Source organism: Candidatus Villigracilis affinis, from assembly GCF_016705895.1.
Lineage (GTDB): Bacteria > Chloroflexota > Anaerolineae > Anaerolineales > Villigracilaceae > Villigracilis > Villigracilis affinis.
Window position 1 is genome coordinate 76,474 of record NZ_JADJKT010000025.1, and the last position, 25,468, is coordinate 101,941.

General features: G+C 52.2%; 21 protein-coding genes and 2 pseudogenes. 7 read left to right on the forward strand and 16 right to left on the reverse strand.

From position 1 onward, the window contains the following. Window positions 1–162 precede the first annotated feature (162 nt). A pseudogene (locus tag IPI86_RS11660) lies at window positions 163–1,321 on the reverse strand (CoA transferase). A 57-nt stretch (window positions 1,322–1,378) separates the two neighbouring features. Here IPI86_RS11660 and IPI86_RS11665 point away from each other — a divergent pair. Beyond that, complete coding sequence (locus IPI86_RS11665) at window positions 1,379–2,128, forward strand: hypothetical protein (RefSeq protein ID WP_345298184.1); 750 nt, start codon at window positions 1,379–1,381, stop codon at window positions 2,126–2,128. Window positions 2,129–2,281: 153 nt separating this feature from the next. Here IPI86_RS11665 and IPI86_RS11670 read toward each other — a convergent pair whose 3' ends face one another. The 5 genes and pseudogenes from IPI86_RS11670 to IPI86_RS11690 form a co-directional block, all read right to left on the reverse strand. Beyond that, window positions 2,282–2,491, reverse strand: a complete 210-nt coding sequence (locus tag IPI86_RS11670) for a cold-shock protein (RefSeq protein WP_345298185.1) — start codon at window positions 2,489–2,491, stop codon at window positions 2,282–2,284. Window positions 2,492–2,664: 173 nt separating this feature from the next. Continuing rightward, a complete protein-coding gene (locus tag IPI86_RS11675) occupies window positions 2,665–3,153 on the reverse strand; it encodes a nitroreductase/quinone reductase family protein (RefSeq protein ID WP_345298186.1) in 489 nt (162 codons plus the stop codon). Continuing rightward, window positions 3,150–3,587 (reverse strand): D-aminoacyl-tRNA deacylase, encoded by a 438-nt coding sequence (dtd, locus tag IPI86_RS11680; RefSeq protein ID WP_345298187.1) that lies wholly within the window; start codon window positions 3,585–3,587, stop codon window positions 3,150–3,152. The genes IPI86_RS11675 and dtd overlap by 4 nt, the downstream gene beginning before the upstream one ends. 77 nt (window positions 3,588–3,664) lie before the next feature. Continuing rightward, window positions 3,665–4,651, reverse strand: coding sequence for a tryptophan--tRNA ligase (gene trpS / locus IPI86_RS11685; RefSeq protein WP_345298188.1), 987 nt, complete (start codon window positions 4,649–4,651; stop codon window positions 3,665–3,667). Between the two features lie 3 nt (window positions 4,652–4,654). Continuing rightward, a pseudogene (locus tag IPI86_RS11690) lies at window positions 4,655–4,846 on the reverse strand (Rdx family protein); the annotation flags it as partial. A gap of 196 nt (window positions 4,847–5,042) precedes the next feature. Between IPI86_RS11690 and IPI86_RS11695 the strand changes: the two are divergent. Together IPI86_RS11695 and IPI86_RS11700 are read left to right on the forward strand one after the other, a co-directional pair. Next, on the forward strand, window positions 5,043–5,345 hold the full coding sequence (locus tag IPI86_RS11695; RefSeq protein WP_345298189.1) for a zinc ribbon domain-containing protein: 303 nt from the start codon (window positions 5,043–5,045) through the stop codon (window positions 5,343–5,345). Between the two features lie 73 nt (window positions 5,346–5,418). Further along, the gene (locus IPI86_RS11700; RefSeq protein WP_345298190.1) at window positions 5,419–6,093 is read left to right on the forward strand and encodes a hypothetical protein; all 675 of its coding nucleotides are present in this window, start codon (window positions 5,419–5,421) and stop codon (window positions 6,091–6,093) included. Window positions 6,094–6,199: 106 nt separating this feature from the next. On the opposite strand, the gene IPI86_RS11705 is transcribed toward IPI86_RS11700, so the two are convergent. From IPI86_RS11705 to IPI86_RS11750, 10 genes are all read right to left on the reverse strand, one after another. Continuing rightward, entirely contained in the window at window positions 6,200–7,444 is a 1,245-nt protein-coding gene (locus IPI86_RS11705) for an MFS transporter (protein ID WP_345298191.1), read from the reverse strand. A gap of 60 nt (window positions 7,445–7,504) precedes the next feature. Next, window positions 7,505–8,515 (reverse strand): FtsX-like permease family protein, encoded by a 1,011-nt coding sequence (locus tag IPI86_RS11710; RefSeq protein ID WP_345298238.1) that lies wholly within the window; start codon window positions 8,513–8,515, stop codon window positions 7,505–7,507. Beyond that, a complete protein-coding gene (locus IPI86_RS11715; protein ID WP_345298192.1) occupies window positions 8,397–9,869 on the reverse strand; it encodes an ABC transporter permease in 1,473 nt (490 codons plus the stop codon). The genes IPI86_RS11710 and IPI86_RS11715 overlap by 119 nt, the downstream gene beginning before the upstream one ends. Further along, window positions 9,866–10,990 carry an ATP-binding cassette domain-containing protein gene (locus IPI86_RS11720; RefSeq protein WP_345298193.1) on the reverse strand — a complete coding sequence of 375 codons (1,125 nt, stop codon included), beginning with the start codon at window positions 10,988–10,990 and terminating at the stop codon, window positions 9,866–9,868. Before IPI86_RS11720 ends, IPI86_RS11715 begins: the two co-directional genes overlap by 4 nt. 94 nt (window positions 10,991–11,084) lie before the next feature. Next, on the reverse strand, window positions 11,085–13,361 hold the full coding sequence (locus IPI86_RS11725; RefSeq protein ID WP_345298194.1) for an NADP-dependent malic enzyme: 2,277 nt from the start codon (window positions 13,359–13,361) through the stop codon (window positions 11,085–11,087). A 187-nt stretch (window positions 13,362–13,548) separates the two neighbouring features. Beyond that, a complete protein-coding gene (locus IPI86_RS11730; RefSeq protein WP_345298195.1) occupies window positions 13,549–14,649 on the reverse strand; it encodes a DegT/DnrJ/EryC1/StrS family aminotransferase in 1,101 nt (366 codons plus the stop codon). A gap of 5 nt (window positions 14,650–14,654) precedes the next feature. Further along, on the reverse strand, window positions 14,655–15,653 hold the full coding sequence (locus tag IPI86_RS11735) for an SDR family NAD(P)-dependent oxidoreductase (RefSeq protein WP_345298196.1): 999 nt from the start codon (window positions 15,651–15,653) through the stop codon (window positions 14,655–14,657). Continuing rightward, a complete protein-coding gene (locus IPI86_RS11740) occupies window positions 15,650–16,393 on the reverse strand; it encodes a glycosyltransferase family 2 protein (protein ID WP_345298197.1) in 744 nt (247 codons plus the stop codon). Before IPI86_RS11740 ends, IPI86_RS11735 begins: the two co-directional genes overlap by 4 nt. A gap of 8 nt (window positions 16,394–16,401) precedes the next feature. Beyond that, window positions 16,402–17,136, reverse strand: a complete 735-nt coding sequence (locus IPI86_RS11745; protein WP_345298198.1) for a class I SAM-dependent methyltransferase — start codon at window positions 17,134–17,136, stop codon at window positions 16,402–16,404. A 9-nt stretch (window positions 17,137–17,145) separates the two neighbouring features. Further along, complete coding sequence (locus IPI86_RS11750) at window positions 17,146–19,110, reverse strand: phospholipid carrier-dependent glycosyltransferase (RefSeq protein WP_345298199.1); 1,965 nt, start codon at window positions 19,108–19,110, stop codon at window positions 17,146–17,148. 506 nt (window positions 19,111–19,616) lie between these two features. Here IPI86_RS11750 and IPI86_RS11755 point away from each other — a divergent pair. The 4 genes from IPI86_RS11755 to IPI86_RS11770 all read left to right on the forward strand — a co-directional run bounded on the left by IPI86_RS11755 (window position 19,617) and on the right by IPI86_RS11770 (window position 25,348). After that, window positions 19,617–20,282 (forward strand): RecX family transcriptional regulator, encoded by a 666-nt coding sequence (locus tag IPI86_RS11755; protein ID WP_345298200.1) that lies wholly within the window; start codon window positions 19,617–19,619, stop codon window positions 20,280–20,282. Next, complete coding sequence (gene rny, locus IPI86_RS11760) at window positions 20,279–21,805, forward strand: ribonuclease Y (RefSeq protein ID WP_345298201.1); 1,527 nt, start codon at window positions 20,279–20,281, stop codon at window positions 21,803–21,805. Before IPI86_RS11755 ends, rny begins: the two co-directional genes overlap by 4 nt. 163 nt (window positions 21,806–21,968) lie before the next feature. Next, window positions 21,969–24,560, forward strand: coding sequence for a GAF domain-containing protein (locus tag IPI86_RS11765; RefSeq protein ID WP_345298202.1), 2,592 nt, complete (start codon window positions 21,969–21,971; stop codon window positions 24,558–24,560). Then, window positions 24,557–25,348 (forward strand): response regulator transcription factor, encoded by a 792-nt coding sequence (locus IPI86_RS11770; protein ID WP_345298203.1) that lies wholly within the window; start codon window positions 24,557–24,559, stop codon window positions 25,346–25,348. Before IPI86_RS11765 ends, IPI86_RS11770 begins: the two co-directional genes overlap by 4 nt. Window positions 25,349–25,468: the final 120 nt, after the last annotated feature.

Here is a 25,468-nt window from a genome sequence, read left to right on the forward strand (position 1 = left end):
CCTTATCACATGCTGACAGAACAGGGGTAAAAAAGGAAAAAAAAGTAACAAAGAGAAAAGGGTACGTCCCCCCCCCCCACCGCCCCCCTGTTGCCCCCCCCCCCTCGGTTGTGGCCCGGGGGGCAGCCCTGGGCGCCCCGGGCGGAGTATAAACTGAATCACTCAGAGTTTTGAGGCCTTGGTTTTCAACTCCCTCAACACTTCCTCCGTATGCTCCCCCATCAAAGGCGGATGCAGGCGATACTGCACGGGCGTATCGCTGAATTTCAACGGCGAGCCGACCAGCGGCAACTCGCCAATGGTGGGATGATCCATTTTCACCAGCATCTCCCGCTCCTGCACTTGCGGCATGGAAAAAACCTGCTCAAAGGTATTGATCGGCCCGCAGGGAATCTCCGCCTCATCCAACGCTGATAACCATTCACGCACACGGCGCGTCACAAAAATGGATTTCAGCAAACCGATCAACTCCTCGCGGTTTTGCACACGCGCCGAATTTTTCGCAAACCTTTCATCATTTGCCAATTCCAATTCCCCAATGACCTCACACAACCGCACAAATTGACGGTCATTTCCCACCGCAATGGCAAACCACCCGTCACTGGCTTGAAAACTTTGATATGGCACAATGTTCGGATGCGCGTTGCCATGCCGCTTTGGCAATTTTCCCTGAGATCAAATAATTACTGGCCACATTCGCCAGCCAGCCCAATTGAGAATCGAACAGGGCGATATCAAGCTGCTGCCCACGCCCGGTCAATGTCCGCGCTTGCAAGGCGGCCAGAATGGCAATGACCGCGTTCTGCCCCGCGAACAGATCCACCACCGCCACACCTGTTTTCATCGGCTCACCCTCAGGCTCCCCGGTGATGCTCATCAACCCGCCCAAGGCTTGGATCATAAAATCGTACCCGGGCTTATCGCGCATCGGCCCCGTCTGTCCGAAACCAGTGATCGAGCAATAGATCAGCTTCGGGTTCAATTGACTCAAAGTCGCAAAATCCAGACCAAATTTTTCCAACGTGCCGGGGCGGAAATTTTCCACCAGCACATCGCTCTGCAATGCAAGGTCACGCAAAATCTTCTTGCCTTCGTCCGTTTTCAAATTGATGACAATATCGCGCTTGTTACGATTGACGCACAAATAATATGCACTCTCCCCCTCCGCAAACGGCGGTCCCCAGGCGCGCGTCTCATCGCCTTCGGGCGGCTCCACCTTGATTACTTCCGCACCCAGGTCACCGAGAACCATCGTACAATATGGGCCAGCCAGCACACGGCTTAAATCCAGCACACGAATTCCTTGCAAGGGCTGCATAATTCTCCTTATCGCCATCGCGAAGAGATTGCTTCGTCGCGATGGCATGAAAACAACAAAATGAAACGCGACATCTATTTTAGCAAACCAATTATGAATGCGGCGGGATCATTGGGATTCGCACCCGACCCGCGCGCCGGGATTCCTTTTGACAGGTTCGGCGCCTTCATCACGAATCCGATCTCTCTGCGCCCGCGCCTGCCCACTCCCCAACCGGCCTTGATCGAATTCCCCGGCGGATTCCTGCTACATACCGGCCTGCCCAATCCCGGTCTATCGGCCGTGATCAAAAAACACAGTGCCCGCTGGAACCGCGCCGACCTGCCCATCATTGTCCACCTCATGGCTGATCGACCCGAAGAGACCATGCATATGGTTCGTATGCTCGAAGGCATCGAAAATGTAATGGCAGTCGAGCTTGGATTTGCTCCTTTACTGGCTGATGACATCATCTTATTAAGTTTGGAAATGTGCCTCGGGGAAGTTCCGTTGATCTTTTCACTGCCCGTGGAGCAGGTGCTGTCACTGGGACCAAAGTTGATCGAAGGCGGCGCATCGGCGATCAGCATCGCCTGTCCGCGTGGGGCGTTGATGAGCGATAAAAACAAATTGACCACAGGCAGAGTCTACGGCCCATCCATTTTTCCACAGGCGTTGAACACGGTCCGCTCCGCCGCAATGAGCGGAATTCCCATCATCGGCGCTGGCGGTGTATGGACGGAAATGGACGCCGCCGATATGCTGTCAGCGGGGGCAATGGCTGTCGAAACAGATGCCAGTTTATGGTCGCCGAAAGAAGCGAGTGCTTGAGTGCGCTGCACCAAACGGGTGGAAAAATCAAATTAAACAAGAGAATCTGCCGGGTGAAATCATCCCGTTAAGTAAGGTGCGACGCACCCTTTCATCCAGCAAATAAAAAAAGAGCCCCGCTTTTCAGCGAGACTCTTTTTGGTTGGTTAAGAGTTACAGAATAACGACGTCAGCGGCCTGCAAACCCTTGGGGCCTTTTTCGATGGTGAATTCCACCTTCTGGCCTTCCTGCAGGTTCTTGAAGCCTTCGCCCTTGATGGCGGAGAAGTGGACGAATACATCCGGTCCACCTTCGCGCTCAATGAAGCCGAAGCCCTTTGTTCCGTTGAACCATTTAACCGTACCGATTACACGATCAGACATTTTTTGCCTCCTACAGCAAATAAAAAAATAAGGTGACGCAGTATGTCTTTCATCGGGCGGTTAAACAAAACGGCTCAAAGGTATTGCTTTGAGCCGTCGTCTTCATACTTCCACAACGAAAAGCTACTTGCATCCTACAAAGCAACTTTATCATGAAATTCTCATCTTGACAATTATTTCACTGGCTCCAAAATGATCACCGGAATCTGGCGGTGTGCAGCGCGGACCTTGTACAGATCGTATCCTTTGTAGTAGGAGACGGCCATCTGCCAATACTTTTCGCGTTCTTCGCCTTCGGTCTGGCGGGCAATGAATTTTTGTTCCCGCCCGTTGACTTGCACCGTACACTGCGGATTGGCTTTCAGGTTGTAATACCAGCCGGGGTTGTGCTGACGGCCAAAGTTTGAACCGATCAAAGCGATCTTTTCGCCGTCGAACAAACTCACCAAAGGCATGGTACGCGGTTCACCGCTCTTTGCGCCAATGGTGGTGATCTGAATGATCGGCAGACCGACGATCTCTGTCACCGTATGGCGGCCATGAGAAAGTTTGAGCATGACCGCATCCATACGATGCAGATTGACCGCCAAAAATGCAGAGACCCAGCGCATCATCAAAAAGCGGTGAATAAATTTTTGGAACAGGTTGGGTTTTATGTTCATTTTTCCAGCCAGATGGTCACGGGACCATCGTTATGAATCTCGACGTGCATATGCGCACCGAACTGTCCCGCCTGAGTTGGAACCCCGTGACTACGAAGCAATTCGATAAAACGCTCCACCAGCGGAGCAGCGACATCAGGTAGCGCAGCATCAATAAAAGACGGACGGCGGCCTTTGCGTGTATCGGCGTACAAAGTGAACTGTGAAACGACAATGACCTCGCCTTTCACATCCAACACTGAGAGATTGGTCTTTCCTTGATCATCTTCGAAGATACGCAGATTCGCTGTCTTTTCGGCAAGGAAGGCGGCCTGCTCCTCCCCATCACCGTGACCGACGCCCAATAAAATCAGCAGACCCTTTCCGATTTTGGAGATGGTCTGCTGTTCAACGGTGACGCTGGCTTGTGAAACTCGTTGGATTAATAAGCGCATGGGGAAAGTGAAAAAATGTAAACACGGAAACAAGTAAACATGTCTACCTGTTTTCGTGTTTACCTATGTACGTTCTTTTACGGCAACTGCATCGCCTCGCGGACTTCAACCATCGTCTGTTGGGCGATGGCGCGGGCGCGCTTGGCGCCGTCGTTCAAAATATCCTGAATGTTATTCGGGTTTGAAGCAAGTTCAGCGCGTTTGGCACGGAACGGCTCAAGATGTTTGTTCAGGTTGTTGGCAAAGCGTAGTTTGCAATCCACACAACCGATGCCGGCCTTGCGGCATTCGGTGTTGACCATGTCCACTTCTTCTTGAGGGGAGAAAAGTTTGTGCATGGTGAACACATTGCAAATATCCGGGTTGCCCGGGTCGGTGCGACGCAGACGCGCCGGGTCGGTGACCATTTCCTTCACGCGTTTGACCGTCTCTTCAGGGGTGGAGGCAAGCTCGATGTGATTGTTCAAGCTCTTGCCCATCTTGTCCTTGCCATCGAGGCCGACCACTTTCAACACTTCGGTATGCTTCACCTGCGGCTCAATCAAGACTTTGGTCTTATAGCGATAATTGAACGAACGCACGATCTCACGCGCAAATTCGATGTGCGGCGCCTGGTCAATGCCCACTGGCACAACATCCGTCTTGTACAGCACGATGTCGGCGGTCATCAACACGGGGTACCCCACCAGACCATAGTTAATGTTTTCAGGCTGCTGGCGGACCTTCTCTTTGAAGGTCGGCAGGTCGGTCAACTTGCCAAACTGCGTCACCATCGAAAGATAGGTGTGCAACTCCATCACCTCAGGCACATGCGACTGCACAAACAGGATCGATTCTTCGGGGCGAATGCCCGCGGCCAGCCAATCCAGCGCCATCTCGAAGGTGTTCTGCTTCAATTCCTGCGTGGTCTCAACCGTGGTCAACGCGTGGACATCCACAATGCAGTACACACATTCATAATCGTTCTGCATCGCAACATAGTTCTTGATCGCGCCCAAATAATTTCCAAGATGTTGACGACCCGTTGGGCGTGCGCCCGAAAAAACCCTGCCTTTTTTTGCCATTCTTTATCCTTCAACCATTTTATGAATGAGATTGACGATCTCGCCCGCTTCCGCATGACGCTTCGCCTGTAATTTTGAATAGACCAACTGCCCGTTCACGCTGACCTCGAACCTGCCCTCGTCCGAGGGAAATAACGCCACCGATTCAATGACATGTTCAAAGTTCTTCAACAAATCGTCCGCCAGGCTCACGGCCCGGCTGGTGTAATGTCAAACTGCACAATAAACGATCTCGATTTTTAACACAACGCCCTCCGCAAAAGTCCTCGATTACCGAAGTCTGGTGATTAATTGTTAGAAAATTATAACATGAGGCATTCAAGGCTTGCCCCGACCTGTCAACCGCGCTATAATCCGCAACGTTGTTCCGAAAGAAGCAAGGAGAAAATAAATGCCAGTTTATACCTATCGATGTGAAGCTTGTGGTGTGCAGTTCGAACGTCATCAATCCTTCACGGACACCCCTCTGAAGACCTGTCCGGAATGCCGCAAGAAGGCGCTCAAGAAGGTGATCACACCCACCAAGATCATTTTTAAAGGTTCAGGATTCTACGCCACCGATCACAAATCGCCTTCGGGAGAATCTTCGGGTACTTCGAGCACAAAGAAGACCAGCAAGAAGGAAAAGGACAGCGCGCCCAAGGAAAGCGCCCCCGCTGAGAGCAAATCACCTTCGGGCGGCGACTCAGAATAACCCAGCCGTTTTGGCAAGCGTAGCGCAAATCGCGCTGCGCTTTTTGTTATAAAAAGGAGAAAACAATATGTCAATGGAAGATATTCTTAAAACACTTGTCAATTCACGCCAGCAGGGAAATTCCGCACAGGATGCTGATCCGATGGCCAGCCTGGTCGGCAGTTTGCTTGGCGGCGGACAATCGCAAGGCGGCGTGAACCTATCCGACGGCGTGGATGCAGGCGATGTAGCAGGGCTGGTCGGCAGTTTTCTGGGCGCACAACAAGCCCAAAGCGCACCTAGCCAGCCGCAGGCCCAGGGCTTGGGCGGGATGATGGGTGTCCTTGAATCGATCATGGGCGGCGGACAGCAAGCCAACGACCCGATTATGAAGATGCTTCAACCGTTCATTGAGCCGCTTGCAAAGAAGGTCAATATCTCACCTGCAATCGCGACGATCATCGTCTCTTTCGTGGCGCACAAACTACTTGCCCACCACCCCACCTCAGGTCGTGACTCGAATACGTTTGATCTCGATGAAATGCTGGGGCAATTGGGCGCAGGCAAAGTAGACTCAAGTCTGCTGCATAATAGCGGCATGGTTAAGGAAATTTCGAATCGCACAGGCCTCGATGAAGCTACCGCCGAGAGAAGCCTCGACGCAGCATTCACACTGGTTGGGAATCGAGTGGGCCTGGCAATGCCTCGCCCAAACCAAAGATGCCGACAGGCCAACAGCCAAAACCCAGCGGCGGAAAAGTTGGGATGAACAGCAGAGCGAAATCAATAAAGAAATAGAAACAAAAAGAGCGAGACCAAAATCTCGCTCTTTTTGTTTACGGGGCGAGTGCGACGTACCCTTGAGATCGCCAAAGTTAGGCAATTGCCCGGGATTTTCGAGCCCGCTTCAAGGTCCAGTAAGAGGCGAGTAATAGGGGGATGACTGCAAAAACGGCGCTGATAAATGCCATCGTGTTGTATCCAAGCGCGGCGAAGATGAATCCACTGCTGAGACTTCCAACCGCAGAAGCGAGACCGACAAGCAAATCGTTGAAGCCTTGTGTGCGCGCACGTTCATCGGGAGAGAGTTGATCGGCAAGCAGAGTGGAGCCGCCGACGAAACAGAAATTCCAGCCGAGGCCGAGCAAAAACAAGGCGACGCCAAGCGGTAACACATCGGGTGAGATGGTGGCGGCGATACAGGCAATGACGAGGGTGAGAGAGCCTGTGATGATGACAGGCCCACGCCCCCACTGATCGGCGAGGCGGCCTGAAATGATCGAGAAGGCGTACATGCCAAAGGTATGCGACGAAATCACGAGCGATATATCTGTGAGGTCGTGTTGATGTCCGCGCATGTGCAGGGAGGTGATGACCATGACCAGCACCATCACCATTTGTCCGAGCACCATGCTGGTGAGTGCGACCAGGGCTGCGGGTTGGCTGAAGATCTGTACCATGCTGCGTACCACCCGCGAGCGGACGATGGTATCGGGATATTTCTCGGCGACTTGTTTGCCGATTTCGCGCGGGTCGGGGCGCAGACCGATGAAAACGACGATGGCTGCGATCACGAACAAGACAAGGCTGACCAAATATGCGCCTGCCAGTTCATCAATGCCCCATGAGCCGATCAAGTTCCCCGCCGGTCCAGCGACAAACGGCCCGATCACCGAGCCGACAGTTCCACCGATGACGACGTTCGAGATGGCGCGTCCACGATGCTCAGGAGGATTCACTTCCGCTGCGGCAAAACGGCCAAGTTGAACAGCGGCATTGGCGATGCCCATCAACACCATGCCGCCGAGAAAAATCGCAAATGAATGAATCGCGATGGCGTAAAAAGCAATACCCGAGCCAACTGCGCCAATTCCCAGGCCGATGGTCAACCCATCGCGGCGGCCGATCAGGTCGAAGACATAGCCCCACATAAAAGCGGCAAATGCGCCCGCCAAAAGATAAACCGCTGACGGAACGCCTGCCCAGTCGGAATGTCCGCTGAGTTCCTTGCCGACGATGGAATTCAGGGTGGCGGCGGCGATAAACCCCGCCGAAGCGAGGGATTGCTGGGCAAAGAGGATACCTGTTATTTTTCGTGCAATGGATTCGAGGTTGGTCATTTATTTTCCTTTGTTATTTTTATTCACAGATCAACGCAGATAAAATGAATATACAGAATTTTACTCGTATGCCAGCGTGTCGCGAATGGTTAGCTTTGCGGCGGTTTGGGCGGGAATCAGGCTGGCAACGATGGAAATGAGGATGATCAATCCAAGCCAGATTAACACGGCAGGGATCGAAAAGATGTAGTCGAGCGGCGTGGCCAGCAGTGAAACACCCAGCGCATCGCCAAGAAAGACCGCCAGCGGAATCGACAGGGGAATTGCGATGATCCAACTCATCAATGCAATGGTCAGGCCTTCGACAAGCACCAGCCTGCGGATCACTCCGTTTTGAGCGCCCAGTGAACGCAGAATGCCGATTTCACGGGTGCGCTCCATGACATTCAAGCTCATGGTGATGGCAAGACCAAGCCCGCCAACGATGGCAATCAGAATCACCATCGCCATTAGCAATACGGTGAGGGTGTCCATTTGCGCGGCGGTGGATTCTTTCAACTCGGTGGTGGTATGAGAGGCTTGGACCTCATACCCCGCATCATCCAAAACGGCGAGGACTTCAGCCTGCAGGCGGTTTTGTGAAACTGGGTCACCCGCGCCACCTTGAATCACGAGGCGGTTTGCGAGCCCATCTGTGCCCGTTTGTGTGACAAGGTCATCGTAGTGGACATAGGCGGCAGCCCCAAATCCTCGCGTGCCGATGCCAACCACGGTCCAATCATGTTCTTCGGCGCCGATCCTGAGTCGGATGGTGGAACCAGGTTTCAGCGGAGTGAGACCGAGGGTGTCCGAGTTAATGAAGATGGCGAATTCATCCGTCGGGAGCAGGAAACGTCCAAACACCGCTTTGGGTTGGGTCATTTGCGAATCATCAGGAATGCTGATCAGGGCAATGCTGCCGCTGAAGGTGTCGTCTTCAAAAGCGATGCGGCCCGTGTCGAGATTCCAGGATTCAACTCGTGTCACGCCTTCGATGCGGCTGGCTTTTCTTTCGAAGGTGTTGCTGGGGTACGGCTGCGAAAAATCCACATCCACATCGTAAATGGCGTCGTTTTGAATATCGAAAACCATCATACGCAGTGACTGGCGGATGCCAACCACGGCAATGAACATCGCACCCGCAAGGACCAAAGTGGCGAAGTTCAAGGTCAGCCTGCCGGGGCGGCGGAAAGTGTTGCGGATGGAAAGGTTGAATAATTGGGAGAGGTTTTTGAAAACGGAAAGCAATTTCCCCACCCAACTCATGCGTGAGGAATCGTTGGCGCTGTAATCGGTAATGGCTTCCCGAATGGTGACACGTGTGCCATTTAAGATCGGGATGAGGGCGGCCAAAAAGGGAATCAACAATGCGCTGATGAGTTGCAATCCCGCCGTACGAAGCGGAATGAAGAACCTGCTCACGATCATGTTCATGCCATCGGCAACCCCACCGGCCATGAAATACCCACCCAATGCGCTGAGGGGTATCGCAATTACCAGCGCTGCGGCCGTATAAAACGACCTGTTGAAAATACAACGCCATGGTCTGGAAACTGCGCGCGCCCAAAGATTTGAGGATACCGATCTGTTTGACCTGCTGATTCATCACCGCGAACATGACCGTGGTGACAAGGAAAGCGCTCAATAACAGGGTGAGATTCCCAAGCGAGCCCAGGATGAACAAAACCGAATCAACATTGTCACCCAGTAGCTGCTTGCCAGGTTCAGGCACGGGTGCGCCGTAAACAGGGATTCCCTTCTTCTCGATATATTTGACAAGCGTTGTCAGCACGGCCTCGATGGAAGAGCGGTCTGAAACATCCTTCAGCCTAACGTACATGCGGTTGTAATCGTCGGGGAAATCCAAAGCCTCCGCTGTTTGTGGGGTGATGTATCCGTACGCGACCAACCCTGCGCTGGTTGGCACCACAGACAGGTCATTTGCAAAGCCTGCGACCTGCAGAGTGTAAATTGTTCCATCGAGTGTCTTCACACGGACGGAATTGCCCACGTTGGTGATTGCCCGCAGGGAGCGTTCAAGCAAGACCGAATTTTCAGGCGGCGGGAAACTGGCTCCCGATTCAACCGTGACCTTGTTTATGTTCCATGCTTCGAAATCGGGAATCGTGTGAAGCTCGAAGGTCACCCATTTATCGGGTGCGGTCTCCAGCAAGGCCTGGCTGACCGTACGGGCCTCCACCGATTCCACATACTCCAGCGTGCGGACGTTTTCCACCAACCCATCTTGAAACGGCGAGAGGCTCAACACAGAGTGGGCGGGGCGGCTGGCAGAAAATGAAACCCGCAGGTTTTCGTGCAATACCTCGCCGCCGATTTGCATCAGCCCAAAGGCCATCACACCAACCGCCACCGATGCGATGATGAGTAAACTCCGAGATTTGTTCACCGTCAGGTCACGGAAGACCTTCGCGCGTTGGACACTCATTGCTGTCCCTGCAAGGTTGAGCGTTTGATGCGCATGGTGGTATGGTCGCGCAGGGGAATCGCGCGCTCGGCAGTGATTCGGGACAATTCCTCGCGCAGCAGGCGCGATTCGCCAACCAAATGGTCGAAGGCCTTTTTATCCAGCGCAACGACTTTCACATCGCCCGCACTCGAAACCTTGACCGTGGCCGTGCGGACGCCATCTCCCAACAAGGCCATTTCACCGAAATAATTCCCCGCCCCCAATTGATTGACCGCCACTTGACCGCCACCGCGTCCACCAATCAGCACATCCACTTTACCATCCAGAATAATGTAGAACTTATCCCCCACCTCCCCTTCCTGGATGATGGCAGTGTCACGCGCATACACCTGTGGTTTGACATGCTTCACGACCTCCACAAGCTGATCTTGTGTCAGTGTGGAAAGCGCGCGCACCAGGTATTCATTCACCACTTCGCCGTCTGAAACGAGGATGGTACGGCTGGCACGGCGTGCCAGGTCGCTGTCATGCGTCACCATCAAAATGGTTTTCCCTGAAGCGACCAGGTCTTCAAAAAGCAGGAAGATCTTTTCAGCGGTTTTCGAATCGAGATTCCCTGTCGGCTCATCTGCCACAATGAGCGGCGGATCATTTGCCAGTGCGCGAGCGATCGCCACGCGTTGCTGCTGGCCGCCTGAAACGGCAGCGGGAAGTTTATTCGCCTGCGAGGCCATTTCCACTTTTTCGAGCAGATGCATGGCGCGGGCGCGACGCTCTGCCTTGGAATATAAACGGTTCAACTCCATCGGGAGGATGACGTTTTCGAGAATAGTCAGCGTGGGAAGAAGTTGAAAGAACTGGAAGACGATTCCGAGGGTACGTCCGCGCCAGGCGGCCATTTGGGCCTCGCTGAATTTATGGATGGGCGCGCCGTCGATCAGAATGCTCCCCGAAGTGGGACGGTCAATGCCTGTCAGCATATTGATAAAAGTGGATTTTCCGCTACCCGATTTGCCGATGATGGCCACAAATTCCCCTCTTTGCACATCCACATCCAGGCTTTTGATGGCGGTGAAATCACCGGCGGGCGTTCGATAAGTTTTGACCAGGTCGCGTATTTCGATCAGCGGAGTTTGCATAGTCAAGAATCCTCTAAAATGAATGAGGCCGAGTATAAAACAAAAAGCGGTCTTGAGAATGAACTCAAGACCGCTTTGCTTACTTTATCAATTGTTACTTCTTGCCGGCTTTTTCCTCACGTCCCATCACATCCATGACGGCAACCGCAGCCATTTGGACAATGGCGTTCACATCATCGCCCGTTTGCAAGACGTGCACTGGCGCACCCATGCCGAGCAGGATCGGGCCAATGGCCTTGGCGTTACCGAGGCGTGAAAGCAACTTGTAGGCAATGTTCGCGGATTCGAGCGATGGGAAGACCAACACGTTCGCGTCTTTCACGGCGCTGAACGGATAGCGTTCTTCGCTGATCTCGGGCATGACCGCGGTATCGGCCTGCATTTCGCCATCCACGTGCAGATCGGGGCGGCGGGCTTTGATCAACTGCACAGCCTTGCGGACCTTGTCTGAAAGCGGATGCGGAGTGGAACCAAAATTCGAGAAGGAGAGGAAGGCTACATGCGGATCGATCTCAAGTTTCACCGCAAAGTCTGCGGCGAGAGAGGCGATCTCTGCAAGGTCTTCGGCGGTCGGGTCAATATTGACAGTGGCATCTGTGAAAAGGAAGACTTTGTCTTCCACGATCATGATGTACACACCTGCCGCGCGCGCCGCGCCTGGCGCGGTGTGATGGATCTGCAGCGCCGGGCGGATCACTTCGGGATAGTCAAAGGTCAAACCTGAGACGAAGGCATCTGCATCGCCCATCTTTACCATCATCGAGCCGAGGATGTTGGGATCACGCACCTTGTTGTGCGCATCGCTTGCCATCACGCCCTTGCGTTGGCGCAATTCATAGTAGGCCTTGGCATAGGCATCCAATTTATCAAACTTGTTGGGGTCCACAACCACGGGCTGATAATCCAAGCCAAGGGTCTTGAGGTGTTCATCGATAACACCAGCATTCCCGATCAAAACAGGAGTGGCGATCCCTTCCTCTTTGATCTGGTAAGCGGCGCGGATGACCTTCTGCTCTTCACCTTCTGCAAACGCCACGCGCTTCTTGCCGCCCGAAGTGCGGGCCTTGTTCTGGAAGAAGTAGCGGATGCGTTCGCCCTTGCCCTGACGGAAAGCAAGCTGTTCCTTGTATTCATCGATATCGATCGTCTTGCGGGCCATGCCGGTCTTCATCGCCATTTCAGCGACGGCGGGCGCTTCCCACAACAGCACACGCGGATCCAATGGTTTGGGGATGATGTATTCACGTCCAAACTTGATGCTCTCGCCGCCATAAGCGCGGATGACCGAATCGGGCACATCCTCTTTGGCAAGGGCAGCCAAGGCCTTGGAAGCCGCGAACTTCATCTCTTCGTTAATTTGCTTCGCACGCACATCCAACGCACCGCGGAAGATGAACGGGAAACCCAACACATTATTGACCTGATTGACATAATCCGAGCGGCCAGTCGCGATGATGACATCTTTGCGCGCTTCTCTCGCCAACTCGGGCTTGATCTCCGGGTCAGGATTCGCCATCGCAAAAATGATCGGGTCCTTCGCCATGATCTTAACCATTTCGGGAGTCATCACATTTGCAACGGACAAGCCGTAGAACACGTCCGCACCGCGCAGGGCATCGGTCAGCGTGCGGGCATCGGTTTCCACAAGGAAGCGTTCCTTGTATTTGTTCATGCCTTCCTTGCGGCCTTTGTACACCACGCCCTTGCTATCGCAGAGCATGATGTTTTCACGCTTCACACCCCAGCTGATCGCCAATTCCGCGCAGGAGATCGCCGAAGCACCCGCACCGGAGATGACGAGTCGAATCTCATCGTGACGCTTGCCGACAATCTCCAACGCATTCGCCAAACCAGCCGACGAAATGATCGCCGTGCCGTGCTGGTCATCGTGGAAGACGGGGATGTTCAGCATCTTCTTCAGTTCTTCTTCGATGTAAAAACACTCGGGGGCTTTAATGTCCTCGAGATTGATCCCGCCAAAGGTCGGCGAGATCGCTGCCACTACTTTGATGATTTCGTCTGGGTCGTGGGAATTCAATTCGATATCGAAAACGTCGATATCCGCGAATTTCTTAAATAAAACGCCCTTGCCTTCCATTACAGGCTTGCTCGCCAATGCGCCGCGGTCACCCAGACCGAGAATGGCCGTACCATTGGAAATTACAGCGACCAAATTGCCTTTGGAAGTGTACTCATAGGCGTCGTCGGGATTCTTTTCAATCTCTAAAACTGGCTCGGCGACGCCGGGGGAATATGCCAAACTCAGGTCTCGCTGTGTATCCATCGGCTTGGTTGGAACGATCGCCACCTTGCCAGGCTTGCCCTTTAAACGGTGATATTCAAGTGCATCTTCGCGCGTGATTTTTGCCATAGTGCCTCCAGTGAAATTTTGAAAGTCGAAGAGTTTCAAATACGACAGTTACCATAAATTATCGCATATCTTGCCTAAAGAGAATAGTTCCTTTTGTCACAACTTTGGAGGGCCACAAACAAGGCCTATGTATTCTTACCCCAATCAAGCCAAAAGTTATGTTATCCGAGCATGAAATTTGTCACATTTATTGAGCGGAAAAATCCAAAATGGCCTGACAAACCAACCCCACCATTTCTTCGGTCAACTCTGGGTAAATAGGCAACGACAACACCTCACGAGACACCCGCTCGGTCATCGGGAGGCTCCCCGCAGGGTAGCCGAGGTCAGTGTAGGCAGGCTGAAGGTGAATGGGCACAGGATAATGCACCAGAGTGTGAATTCCGCGTTCCTTCAAATACTCCCTGAGCGCGTCACGCCGCGGATGACGGATCACAAATTGATGATAGACATGGCCTGCATTCTGGGCAGGCAAAACCAAATCGGTGCCTGAAAGCAACTCGCGATACAAATCGGCAAGTTGTCTGCGACGCGCATTCCACACATCCAAATGGTGCAGCTTGACGCGCAGGATGCCCGCCTGCAATTCATCGAGGCGGCTGTTGATGCCCCTGATCGAGCTGATGTAATGTTCACTCCAGCCATACTGGCGCAGCAGTCGCACCTTTTCAGCCAGAACAGGATTATTCGTCACCACCGCTCCCCCATCGCCAAACGCGCCGAGGTTTTTGGTCGGGTAAAAACTAAACGCGGCAATATCACCCCACGCGCCAACTTTACGATTGCGATACGAAGCGCCGTGTGCCTGCGAACAATCTTCGATCACAAACAAGTGATTATCACGCGCAAATTGAAAGATGGGCTCCATCTCCACCGGGCAGCCATACAAATGCACAGGAATAATTGCGCGTGTGCGCGCCGTGAGGATTCGATGAAGCAGACTCGGGTCAAGTGTGTAATTCGCGGAATCGATATCCACCAAAAGCGGACGGGCTCCGCCCGCTTCCACCGCGCTGACAGTTGCCACAGCGGTATGAGCCGGGACAGCCACCTCGTCATTTTTCCCGACCTCGCAGGCCATCAACGCCAATTGCAAAGCTTCCGTGCCAGAGGCAACGCCAATTGCATGGGCCACTCCGCAATATTCGGCGAATTCCTTTTCAAAGGCAGAAACTTCCGAGCCCAAAATGAAAGAGCCTTTTTCCAACACACGGGCAAAGACAGCATCCAATTCAGGGCGAATGGACTGGTATTGCTTTTTCAGGTCAATGACGGGAATCTCTTCCATTTCACTCACATATAATGTTCTTTGTACATGCGGTAAAACGCCAGTAGATTTGAAATGCCAGCTTCGAGCTCCACCTGCGGCTGCCAGCCGACATCCTTTTGAATGAGACTGTAATCGCCGTAATAATCGCCGATGTCAATGCTTTTGCGATTCTCAGGAAAAGGCACAAGCGCATACCCGCCGCTGCCATTTACCTGGATCATCAAACGAGCAAGGTCAAGCAGATTGATCGGTGCCCCGCCCAGGTTGTATATTTTTCCGCTCGCGGAAGGATGAGCGGCACATAACAACATGGCATGGATCACATCATCCACGTAGTTGATATCCCTGACCTGCCTTCCATCGCCGAATATCTGAATATCCTTCCCCGCCAAAAGCTGATGAAACCACCAGCCGATGAATGTCAGCAGGTCATCTTTAATGCGCATGCGCGGACCATACACATTGGTCATTCGCAAAACACAAGTCGTCATGCCATGCACACGGTTGTAAACGATGTGATACATCTCCCCTGCCCGCTTGCTCACGCCATTATTATCGAGCGGGGTCAGCAAATGATTTTCATCCACAGGCAGGTATTTCGGGCGGCCATACACCTGACGTGTCCCTGCAAAAACGATGCTGATTTCAGGATTATTCTGCCTGCAAACTTCCAAAAGCCGTAACTGCCCCACCGAGTTGACATTCAGGTCTTTGAACGGGTTCTGCATGCTTCCCAAGTGACTGGTCTGCCCGGCCAGGTTGAACATAAATTTCTGCCCTTTGACCGCAAGGGCCATCTGGCTTTCGTCATTGATATCTGCCTGAATGAAGCGGATGGTTTTCTCGATGCCATTCAAGTTAAAGAGGTTGGCGCCAGAATCAGGGTCGAGGTTGTCAACGATGGTGACATCCGCACCGAGGGCTGTGAGTTTATGCGCGAGATTACTTCCAATAAAACCTGCTCCCCCGGTGATCAATACTTTTTGACGGAAATACGTTGCGGCAATATCCATGATGATCATTGATTACGCAAATGCTCTTTTTGAATTACGAGCATCCAGTACAAACCCGCCAGTTGCCGCAAGGTACGGACGATCCGCCAGGGGACGAAGAATTGAGAGACGCCGTATTTGCGCGAATAGTGATTGACAGGAACTTCCGCAAAGACATAACCAGCATCCTCGATCTTTTTGACCAGTTCAAGGCAGATCGCGCCGCTGACGCTTTTCAATTCGATTTCTTCGAGAATATGGCGGGGGATCAACCGAAAATCACAATCCACGTCGCGGATGCGGATACCAAAGAGAAATTTGACGAAGTAGTGATAGGCCCGCCCAATCACGATTCGCATCCATGAATCGTTGCGGGTCAATTTATAGCCGTTGACCACATCCACGCCTTCGCGCAGTGCACGGACCAGATTCACGAGTTCGAGCGGGTTGTACTGCGAATCGCCGTCGGTATAAAAGACCCAGTCTTTGGATGCGGCGGAAAACCCCGTCCGCAGCGCCGCGCCGTAGCCCTGATTGGATGGATGTGTGATGACCCGCAATTCGGGGTATCTGACAGAAATTTCATTCAGCATGGTGGCTGTGTAATCAGAACTGCCATCATTGACGACGATGATCTCATAATCATCAGTGACCTGATTCAATGCGATCCATGCGGCGGCGACCATGCTGGCGATTGTCCCGCCATCGTTATAGGCTGGGAATACCGCACTGATACTGGGGAGTTGTCGGCTTTCTTTTTCACGCTTCATCAGGTTTGTCATTTCCTACCGATTGCAATCACGCTCAAACCATACGGCAGGCCAACACGCGAAACAAGGGGCGCTTCAGCGGAAAGAATGAATTTCAAAACGCTGTTGAAAGCGCCCGCGTTCATGGCAAGGTCAGATTGATCATCACTGGGTGGGAAAACTCTTTCGCTCAGCCTTTTTGCCACGGCCAGGGGAAAGAGAAATGTATTGGCGTAGGAAAGGTGTTCAACCATGAATCCGCTTTGTTCGAGCAAACGGTTGACCAATTTCTTTGTATAGCGGCGGTTTGTGTGCACTTTTTTATCGTGCTGTCCGCGCAGCCAATCATAGGCAGGCAGTCGAAGCAGGATACGGCCATGTGGGGTCAGGATTCGGAAAAATTCCTTCAAGGCGGTCAATTCATCGGAGACGGCCCGCTCGTAAAGAACGTCGAAGCTGGTGACCATGTCAAAGGAAGCAGGAGCAAATGGCAGGTCCAGCACAGAGGCGCGGGCGAGGCGGGGAGCATTTCGTTTGCAGCAGAATCTCAGGGCTTCGGCATACAGGTCAATGCCGGTGACCATCCCGTATTCTGCAAGATAGGTTGTCATGGCGGCGCCTGTGCCACAGCCGGCGTCCAAAATTCTTGGGGAGTGCGCGGGCATCCAGCGTTCAAGCAAAGCCCGTGTGATGGTTTCCATGCCGCGATACCACCAGTGACGGTCTTCAACGTGATACATGAGCTCGTATTCGCGCGGATCCAAATCTCCTCTTTAAGGAACTTGATAGGCCAGCAAAATAGTGTTTGAACAATCGTAGCGGTAATGAAGGTCACCGCCAGGATGCAAACGCGCCCAAGCCTCCAACTCAGGAATGCGTTCCGGGTTGGCGATAATGGTTTCACCGGAAATGGGTTCCAACATATCGATCGGGTCGGGAAAATTCGTAATCGCTCTTCTCTCGCTTAAATAATCCGTTGACGCATGACTGCCATAAAAATAAATACTATCACTCAGCAGATAAATAGGGAGTTCATTGTCAACGACTCTTGCGTAGCTGCCGAGGTAGGATGCAAAACGCCCGACAAGGTTTCCACCGAAGCGGCATTTGCCTGCGAAGTCCCCGTAATATGTCCACATATTAAAGATGAGCAAACTGACGAGAACAGCCGAGCTGGAAAGTATGTAGGCATTGCGTGAGGTCTTCCAACCAAAGCCTAATAATTCAAGCACCTGATCGAGTCCCAATGCAGCCATGACCAGCGCAGAAGGGAGTGCCATCAACATACGATAGGAATCCGCGCTTGGCGGGATCGCAAAGATACCCACCGAGAAGGTCGCACCCCAAAAGTAACCGTTCAGGAGCAAATAGGCAGGGTTTCGAATTCGCCACAAGGCAACGAGCAACCCAGCCAGGAACATGGTGCTGGAGATCATACTCATCATCGGTGACGATGAGCCATAAAAATCAAGCGCCGGATAATAGGTCAATGAAAGGAAGGCATGGACAAATCTGCCGAATAAAATCTCTATTACGCTTTGGCCTGTTGACTGCATGGTCAATTCAAGCCATCCGGATTGGAAGGTGCCGTTCTGCGCCATTCGATTTAAAAACTCGTTGGTGTTCCTATAAATATAGAATGCAGAAGGCAGGATAACAATTAGAAAGCCACCCCAAAAGACCATGGCCTGGGAAAGGCGCGCCTTGAACCATGGACGGTAAAATAGGAAGGCAAGCAGCATAAAAACGAATACAAGCGCAATGATCACCTGGGCGGTCAGATAAATGGAAAAGTGGATCGCCACCAGCACCCCGCCCAATGCTGTCCTCCAAGATTCGCGTTTTTCAAGCCCGCTTATAAGCAGGTAAAGCTCAAGTGGAGCCAGCCATGTCCCGTGAATATACGCAACCGACACGATGCGGCTGAAATGAATATGGGAATGAGAAAAAGCAATGATTAGAGCGGTGATCAAGGCGATCCTTTTTCCACCGATCCAGCGAGTTAATAGATAAAGCGACGGGATAGCCAACGTGCCCCCAATAGCGGGCAGTAGCCGCAAGGCAAAGGAACTGACCCCAAAAAAACCGATGGAAGTGTTGATCAACTGCAAATACATCGCGCCAAAGTTCTCCCACAACGAGAACGGATTGGCAAGCAGACCACTCGTGGTGGTTTGGGCGGCGAGACCGATCAAACCTTCATCGCCATCCAAAATGCGCGGAATTCCCCCCAGCCGATAGAAACGAAACGCGGCGGCAAGCAAGGTAATTGCCACAACAGCCAAAATCTCATTGCGATTCTTTTTCAACCAATCGAGAAACGCATTCAAGTTGATCGACACATTGAAGAAAGTATACACATATGCCCATGCACTAAAAAGCCATATAGTGACAACGGGGATGTAATTGATGCGCGCGAACAGCATCAGGTTGGCTGTCGCCACCGTGACCAGCACAGACATCAGAAAGGCGGCCAGCACCCAAAACATCCGCTCCTGAAAAATGAACCATGCAGACATCTTCTGGAGGAATAACGTTGGACGAATGAGCTGGCTCAAAGCCAGAATAAGAACACCAAAAACCGCCAGCCACGTATAAGGAGGAAACACAATGACATTATCAACAGGCTGTGAAAAGATCAAGAACTGGCTGATTAAAATGAACAATATCCCTAGAAAAGCGATAAAGCGCCGAATATTCCTAATATCTCCCCCGGTCTCATGCTCTTGTTCAATCATCAATACCTCCATGTAATAAACCCGTCTTTCCTCGCTGGTCAAAGGAAGGAACGCGATTTTTCGTCTATGCAAACAGGAATTTTATTATACTCAAAAAAGCCTATAAGGCCCGTCAGGCCGTCACATTTTTGAAATGGTTTCCAAATGTTAACAAATCTTAAAATTCATGTATAATTAAGGAAATCCGTAAGGGTTCGATATTGAGAAATCTCCGCCGTTCGCGGCCTTGCTTGAAATTTGACTGGAAATTTGGCGCTCGATCCCTCCCCGCCGAAAGCGTTCGGGAGTTACTTTGTGAAGTCTTTCTTGTTAGAAAATTACTGAAACACAAGACGGATTTCACCCATTACAACCCATGCCAAACGTGACTTAATTCCTCACGTACCTGACCACCCACATCCATCCGCATCAAGGCGGACTTGGAGTTTGCTCAGTCAACCCAGACATTTTCCACAGCCAAGGTCGACCTGTAAGGGTCGGGAACCCTGGCTGTGTGTTTTTAACAAATGAAAAAGATAACTGCCATTTCGGTCCAAAAGAAGACCCCCAACCGGGTAAACATCTACCTCGATGGAGAGTTCGCCTTTGGAGTGGCACGCATCACCGCAGCATGGTTGAAAACCGGTGACGAACTCAGCGATGAAAGAATCGCCAAACTACTGGCCGATGATGCCCGTGAACGGGCCTATCAACAAGCCATGCTCTTCCTGAGTTATCGTGCCCGCTCGGAAAAGGAAATTCGACAGAACCTGAACAAGCATGAATTTCCTGAAGATGCCATCGAAATAACGATCGAACGTCTTCGTGATGCGCGTCTGGTCAATGACAATGAATTTGCACAGGTGTGGGTGGAAAACCGCAGTACGTTCCGCCCGCGCAGTCGACGAGCATTGGCAATGGAACTCCGCCAAAAAGGTCTCGACGACGAAACCGTACGCTCCGCGGTATCCGGAGTCAACGAGGAAATACTGGCCTACGAAGCCGCCCAAAAAAGGCTGGGCAGACTCAAAGGTCTGGAATGGAACGATTTTAGAAAAAAACTATCTGAGTTCCTCGCACGGCGAGGCTTCCCATACTCCGTTATTGCGCCCATTGTCACCCGGGCATGGAGTGAAACCCGCCCAGATGGGGAACAAAAAAACTTTGACAATGAAAACGAGGATATAACATGAGCCCGCTCGTCCTAATAGTTGATTTGATTGTGCTCATCGTGGGTGTTACTGCCGGATATTTTTTCCACCGATATCAGGCCGAACAAGCCGCGAAGGCACGCCAGGAAAAAGCAGACGATATTTTGAAGGCGGCGAATTCACAAGCCCGCCTGATCGAAAGCGGCGCACGTGAAAATGCCGCCAAAATCACCAAGGCCGCCGAATCCGAGGTCAAGGAACGCCGCATCGAACTGAGCAAGGAAACTGAGCGCCTCGATAAGCGCCGCGGCGAACTTGACAGCCGCTTCGACAAAATGGAACAGCGCGAACAAACGTTGAACAAACGTCAATCGCAGGTCGACAAGCGCGCAAACGAGATCGACAAGCTATACGAAGACCAGATGAAAAAGCTTGAATTCGTGGCGCAAATGACCCAGGATGAAGCCCGCAAGGAATTGTTCGCTTCGGTCGAAAAGGAAGCACGCGGCGATATGGCACGCATCATCCGCCAGATCGAAGCCGAAGCGCGCGAAGAAGGTGAAAAACGCGCCCGCAAACTTATCGCAGATGCGATCCAGCGTGTGGCGTCTGAGCATGTAGCCGAGGTAACCCGCGCCGTAGTCACCCTCCCCAGCGAGGAAATGAAGGGCCGCATCGTCGGCCGCAATGGCCGCAATATCAAAGCCTTTGAGCAGGCCGCCGGTGTAGATGTGATCGTCGACGATACCCCAGACTCGGTCACGATCTCCTGCTTCGACTCCGTCCGCCGTGAAATTGGTCGCCGCGCCCTTTCGAAGCTCATCCTTGATGGACGCATTCATCCCGCCCACATCGAAAAGATCGTGGAAGATGAAACCAAAGCCGTTGAAAAGATCATCAATGAGGCGGGCGAACAGGCGGCCTACGAAGCCAACGTCACCGGCCTGCACAATGAAGTTTTGCGCATGATGGGGCGGTTGAAATTCCGCACATCATACGGACAGAACCAGCTTGCTCATGCAGTGGAAGTTTCCAAGCTCGCGGGCATCCTTGCCGCTGAACTTGGCGCAAACATCGAATTGGCCAAACAGGGCGGCTTCTTGCACGACATCGGCAAAGCCATGGACCATAATCAGGACGGAACACATGCCGGCCTGGGCGCGGAATTCTGCAAACGGTATGGGGTCAACCCCATCGTTGTGAATGCCATCGCTTCTCACCACCATGAAGTGGATCAGGATACCGTGGAAGCAGTCATCGCTGAGTCTGCAGATGCCATCTCTGGCGCCCGCCCCGGTGCCCGCCGTGAAGATCTGGAAGCGTACATCAAGCGCATCCGCACGCTCGAGGAAATGTCCATGTCTTTCGAAGGTGTGCAACAGGCCTTTGCCATTCAGGCAGGACGCGAAGTCCGTATTCTTGTCAAACCAGATACGATCGACGACCTATCTTCCGCAAGACTGGCACGCGATATCGCCAAGAAGATCGAAGAGACCATGCAGTACCCAGGTCAAATCCGAGTAACAGTCATACGCGAGACACGGGCAACCGAATACGCCAAATAAAATCAGATCGAAGCCTAAAGAAACGCCCTTTCTTTAGGCTTTTTCTTTTTTACAGTAGTCTGTACCATTTACAAGGAATCCACAATGTGGAGCTCCAAATTGGCGCATTATAATAAGCCGAAATCGTATGCCTTCCACTCAAAAGACAATAATGAGCCGATATTTGGAATCACCCCAAGCGAAATGGCAACTCCTCGGTTTAGCCGTCATTTTTTATCTGACAGGCTCTATTTTGTTGTTCGACTATTTTGATACGACCATCACCTCTTTGGGCGGGATACCGGTTTTAGTCGCCGCCTACTTCTTTGGAGTGCCGGGCGGCCTGCTTGCCAGCTTCATCGTTATTATTTCAAACACACTGCTGATCACAATGATTAAGGAGATTCCATGGAACCTTCTTAATAAGAATGATTTTGTGCTGTCCTCCTTCATTCTGCTGACGATTGGAGGAAGTGTCGGCATTATGAGAAAGCGCTATGAAGAGCATCAACATACTGTAGCGCAGCTACGTTCACGCGAACGATTTCTTGAACTATTGAACGATATGGCCCACGCCATCACCACTGCGCAAAGTTTCGAGGAAATGGCAAATATCCTCACCAACGACATCACCACCCTGCTTAATGCAGACAGTTGTTACATCACCCGCTGGGATCCGATCAAGGAACAGGTGTTTCCAGTAGCGAACAATAACAAAACCGATTGGACATTCCAAAAACTTAAGTATCCCAAAGGGGAAATCAACCTGACGATCATGGCATTGCAGGAAAACCGCATCCTTGTGGTGGAGGATCCTACAAACTCACCATATGTAAGCCCAACCCTGATCCACAACTTCCCTGAAAAATCCTTCATCAGCATCCCGTTGATCTACGGTGAACATAAGCTCGGGGCAGCCATTGTCGGATTTTCCGAACGCCATCAATTTACACAGGAAGAACTAGACCGTGCCGGACAAGCGGGTAACCAGATCGCATTGGCTGTTTGGAATTTACAGCAGGAAACCGAGCTTCAACGCGGCTTGCGGGAAATGCAGTCTCTGGCAGATATCTCCCTTGCGTTGAGCGAAACCGAACGCATCGGCTTGAGCAACGTTCTGCATTTGATCGTGAGATCTGCCAAAGAACTGATCGTCAATTCTGAACAGGCAGTCATTCACCTGCTCAATGAAAAAGATCAAACGCTTGTCTCAGAAGCAGTTATCGGATACAAGGAACAGGAAGGTGGAAAGAGAAGCATTCGCATCGGCGAAGGTGTGGCCGGGCAGGTCATTCTTAGCGGCGAAACGATCAACATCGCGGATGTCCGTACCGACCCACGCTTCATAAGGCTTGGCGTGGACCCCGCCTATCGATCCCTGTTGGTAACCCCGGTCCGCAGCGGCGAGCAAAAGCTCGGGACGATCAGTATTCAAAGCAGCCAACCGTATGCCTTTACCCCCAACGACCTGAAATTGCTCAGCCAGCTTGGTACACAGGCCGCAATTGCCATTGAGAACGCGAACCTGCTGGAAAACACAAAACAAGCGCTCAAGGAAGCCAACGCACTGTACCGCATCAACAAGGGATTGGTGGCCTCACTCGATCCGCATGACCTTTTACAGGATACCGTGGAACTCCTGCAAAAGAATTTTGGTTATCACTATGTTCAGATTTATGTGGCCGACCCTGATAGCGGAAACTTCGTCATGCGGGCAGGCAGCGGCAAGGTCGGTGCGCAGCTTAAGTCACGTGAACATCAGCTCGCACCCGGGGAAGGCATCGTCGGCTACACTGCAGAAACAGGCGCGGCATTCTTCACCAACAATGTGGATGATGTCGTATCCTTTATTCGCAATCCGTTATTACCGGATACAAAATCCGAGCTTGCTGTTCCGGTAAAGATCGGTCAGGTGACCCTCGGGCTGCTGGATATTCACCAGGTCCCACCCAAATACCTTTCGCAGCGCGATCTGCAATTGGTCAGCGCTGTAGCCGATCAACTGGCTGTAGCCCTGCAAAAAGCGGACCTTTACGAAACGCTACAGACATCGCTGCAACAGGAAAAAGCCGTTCGCAATCAACTCATGCAAAATGAACGCCTCACCGTGATGGGACGCCTGCTCGCCACTGTTTCGCATGAATTAAACAACCCGCTGCAAGCCATTCAAAACGCCCTGTTCCTGCTAAAAGAAGAGACCAACATATCACCGCAAGGAAAGCAAGATCTCGACATTGTGCTCGCCGAATCAGAACGTATGGCAAACATGATCGGTCGTCTTCGAGATACCTACCGCCCCACCCACGCCGAGGATTTTCAACCCACTCAACTTAACAACATCGTGGAAGATGTGTATGCGCTCGTCTCCACGCATTTTCGTCACAACCAGATCGAATTCGAATTTCAACCCGATCCCGAAATCCCGTTCATTTCCGCCCTTGCGGATCAGATCCGTCAGGTGGTACTCAATTTATTGATGAATGCAAGCGAAGCCATGACAAATGGCGGCAGGATTCACGTCTGCACCGAATATAAAAAAGACACGGGCGAGGTCATGCTCACGGTATCCGATACGGGGCCGGGCATCCCACCCAAAATACTCCCCACCATTTTCGAAGCCTTCGTTACTGATAAGCAAAGCGGTACAGGCCTCGGCCTGACCATCACATACGACATCGTGATGAAACACCGTGGGCGCATCACTGCGGAAAACAATCGTGAAAAAGGCGCAACATTCAAGGTTTGGCTGCCCATCACCAACGGAGAAATTCTATGAGCAACGGGCATATCCTCATCATTGACGACGAAGCCACCCTGCGGCAAAGCCTGGCGCGCATTTTACAGCAGGCAGGTTTTGAAACCACCACCGCCGAAAATGCCGACCAAGGCCTCGCCTTTATCGATACCACAGCATTTGACCTGGTTTTCATGGACCTACGCATGCCCGGCATCGCAGGCTTGGATGCCCTGAAACTCATTCATAATAATTATCCGAATCTGCCGGTCGTCCTCTTCACTGCCCAGCCTGATCTCAATTCGGCGGTTGAGGCCTTGCGCAACGGCGCGACAGATTATCTGCTCAAACCGCTCAAGCCGCAGATCGTCATCGAAAACGCTCAAAAGATCATTGCCAATCGCCAAAAGGAAAAACGCAAAGAGGAGATCATGCAACAGATCGAATCTCTGCAAGCAGAACTAAAAAGCCTGAACAACGGCGATACCGGCCCCCTCCCCACGATCCGTGTTGACGCGCATCGCTTTATCAAACGGGGGGTGCTTGTGCTCGATCTTCACAAACGCTGCCTGAATATCAATGAGCAAACCATCAACCTGCCGCCCACCTCTTTCGATTACCTGCTCGTGCTGGCGAGGCACTCGCCAAGTGTGGTCAGTTATCAAACCCTTGTCGCCGAAGCGCAGGGCTACAAGGCAGACACTCACGAGGCGCAGGAACTCAGCAAATGGCACATTCACCAATTACGACAGATCATTGAGCCCAACGCCCATATCCCGTCATTTTTGATCAATGTCCGCGGGACGGGCTACCGCCTTGTGGCCGATTAACCTTCGGCGCTGACCCTTTTCATTGGAGATGAACCCGCTTCCAGCTAAGCTGGAAGCGGGTTTTTGATTCCCAGACAGAATCTCCCCGAAACATCCACACCAACTTTTCCCAACTTTTTC

Bases quoted from the DNA above. Each gene is read 5' to 3' on its own strand.
- IPI86_RS11665 (WP_345298184.1), top strand. From the start codon at position 1,379: ATGAAACGCGACATCTATTTTAGCAAACCAATTATGAATGCGGCGGGA.
- IPI86_RS11670 (WP_345298185.1), bottom strand. From the start codon at position 2,491: ATGTCTGATCGTGTAATCGGTACGGTTAAATGGTTCAACGGAACAAAG.
- IPI86_RS11675 (WP_345298186.1), bottom strand. From the start codon at position 3,153: ATGAACATAAAACCCAACCTGTTCCAAAAATTTATTCACCGCTTTTTG.
- dtd (WP_345298187.1), bottom strand. From the start codon at position 3,587: ATGCGCTTATTAATCCAACGAGTTTCACAAGCCAGCGTCACCGTTGAA.
- trpS (WP_345298188.1), bottom strand. From the start codon at position 4,651: ATGGCAAAAAAAGGCAGGGTTTTTTCGGGCGCACGCCCAACGGGTCGT.
- IPI86_RS11695 (WP_345298189.1), top strand. From the start codon at position 5,043: ATGCCAGTTTATACCTATCGATGTGAAGCTTGTGGTGTGCAGTTCGAA.
- IPI86_RS11700 (WP_345298190.1), top strand. From the start codon at position 5,419: ATGGAAGATATTCTTAAAACACTTGTCAATTCACGCCAGCAGGGAAAT.
- IPI86_RS11705 (WP_345298191.1), bottom strand. From the start codon at position 7,444: ATGACCAACCTCGAATCCATTGCACGAAAAATAACAGGTATCCTCTTT.
- IPI86_RS11710 (WP_345298238.1), bottom strand. From the start codon at position 8,515: ATGGTTTTCGATATTCAAAACGACGCCATTTACGATGTGGATGTGGAT.
- IPI86_RS11715 (WP_345298192.1), bottom strand. From the start codon at position 9,869: ATGAGTGTCCAACGCGCGAAGGTCTTCCGTGACCTGACGGTGAACAAA.
- IPI86_RS11720 (WP_345298193.1), bottom strand. From the start codon at position 10,990: ATGCAAACTCCGCTGATCGAAATACGCGACCTGGTCAAAACTTATCGA.
- IPI86_RS11725 (WP_345298194.1), bottom strand. From the start codon at position 13,361: ATGGCAAAAATCACGCGCGAAGATGCACTTGAATATCACCGTTTAAAG.
- IPI86_RS11730 (WP_345298195.1), bottom strand. From the start codon at position 14,649: ATGGAAGAGATTCCCGTCATTGACCTGAAAAAGCAATACCAGTCCATT.
- IPI86_RS11735 (WP_345298196.1), bottom strand. From the start codon at position 15,653: ATGATCATCATGGATATTGCCGCAACGTATTTCCGTCAAAAAGTATTG.
- IPI86_RS11740 (WP_345298197.1), bottom strand. From the start codon at position 16,393: ATGAAGCGTGAAAAAGAAAGCCGACAACTCCCCAGTATCAGTGCGGTA.
- IPI86_RS11750 (WP_345298199.1), bottom strand. From the start codon at position 19,110: ATGATTGAACAAGAGCATGAGACCGGGGGAGATATTAGGAATATTCGG.
- IPI86_RS11755 (WP_345298200.1), top strand. From the start codon at position 19,617: ATGAAAAAGATAACTGCCATTTCGGTCCAAAAGAAGACCCCCAACCGG.
- rny (WP_345298201.1), top strand. From the start codon at position 20,279: ATGAGCCCGCTCGTCCTAATAGTTGATTTGATTGTGCTCATCGTGGGT.
- IPI86_RS11770 (WP_345298203.1), top strand. From the start codon at position 24,557: ATGAGCAACGGGCATATCCTCATCATTGACGACGAAGCCACCCTGCGG.